Below are 282 nucleotides of genomic sequence, written 5' to 3'. Positions count from 1 at the left end.
GGCTATTCAACAATTATTGGGCAGTATGAATTCGCTTTTTATTGGAGCTATTTTTGCCTTTATTCTCAATGTTCCCATGAAAAAATTAGAAGATCAGTTTGAAAAAATTTCTTTTTTAAAGAAATCCAAGCGGTCTTTGGCAATTGTTGGAGTATTAATTGGATTTGCTTTAATTGTGACAGGACTGGTAGTGATTGTTCTTCCTACATTGGTGACGACTGTTTCAGAACTGGTTTCGGTTAGCAGCACAGCCATTCCAAAATCGGTAAATGCCCTAACTAA

1 pseudogene is annotated in these 282 nt (G+C 35.8%); it reads left to right on the top strand.

The features are described from left to right. A pseudogene (locus tag C1G53_RS12375) lies at positions 1-282 on the top strand (AI-2E family transporter); the annotation flags it as partial.

The sequence above is a fragment of the Streptococcus suis genome, from assembly GCF_002960445.1.
Taxonomy (GTDB): Bacteria; Bacillota; Bacilli; order Lactobacillales; family Streptococcaceae; genus Streptococcus; species Streptococcus hyiners.
The sequence above is the reverse complement of the archived record's forward strand: the minus strand, read 5'-3'. Positions and strand labels throughout refer to the sequence as shown.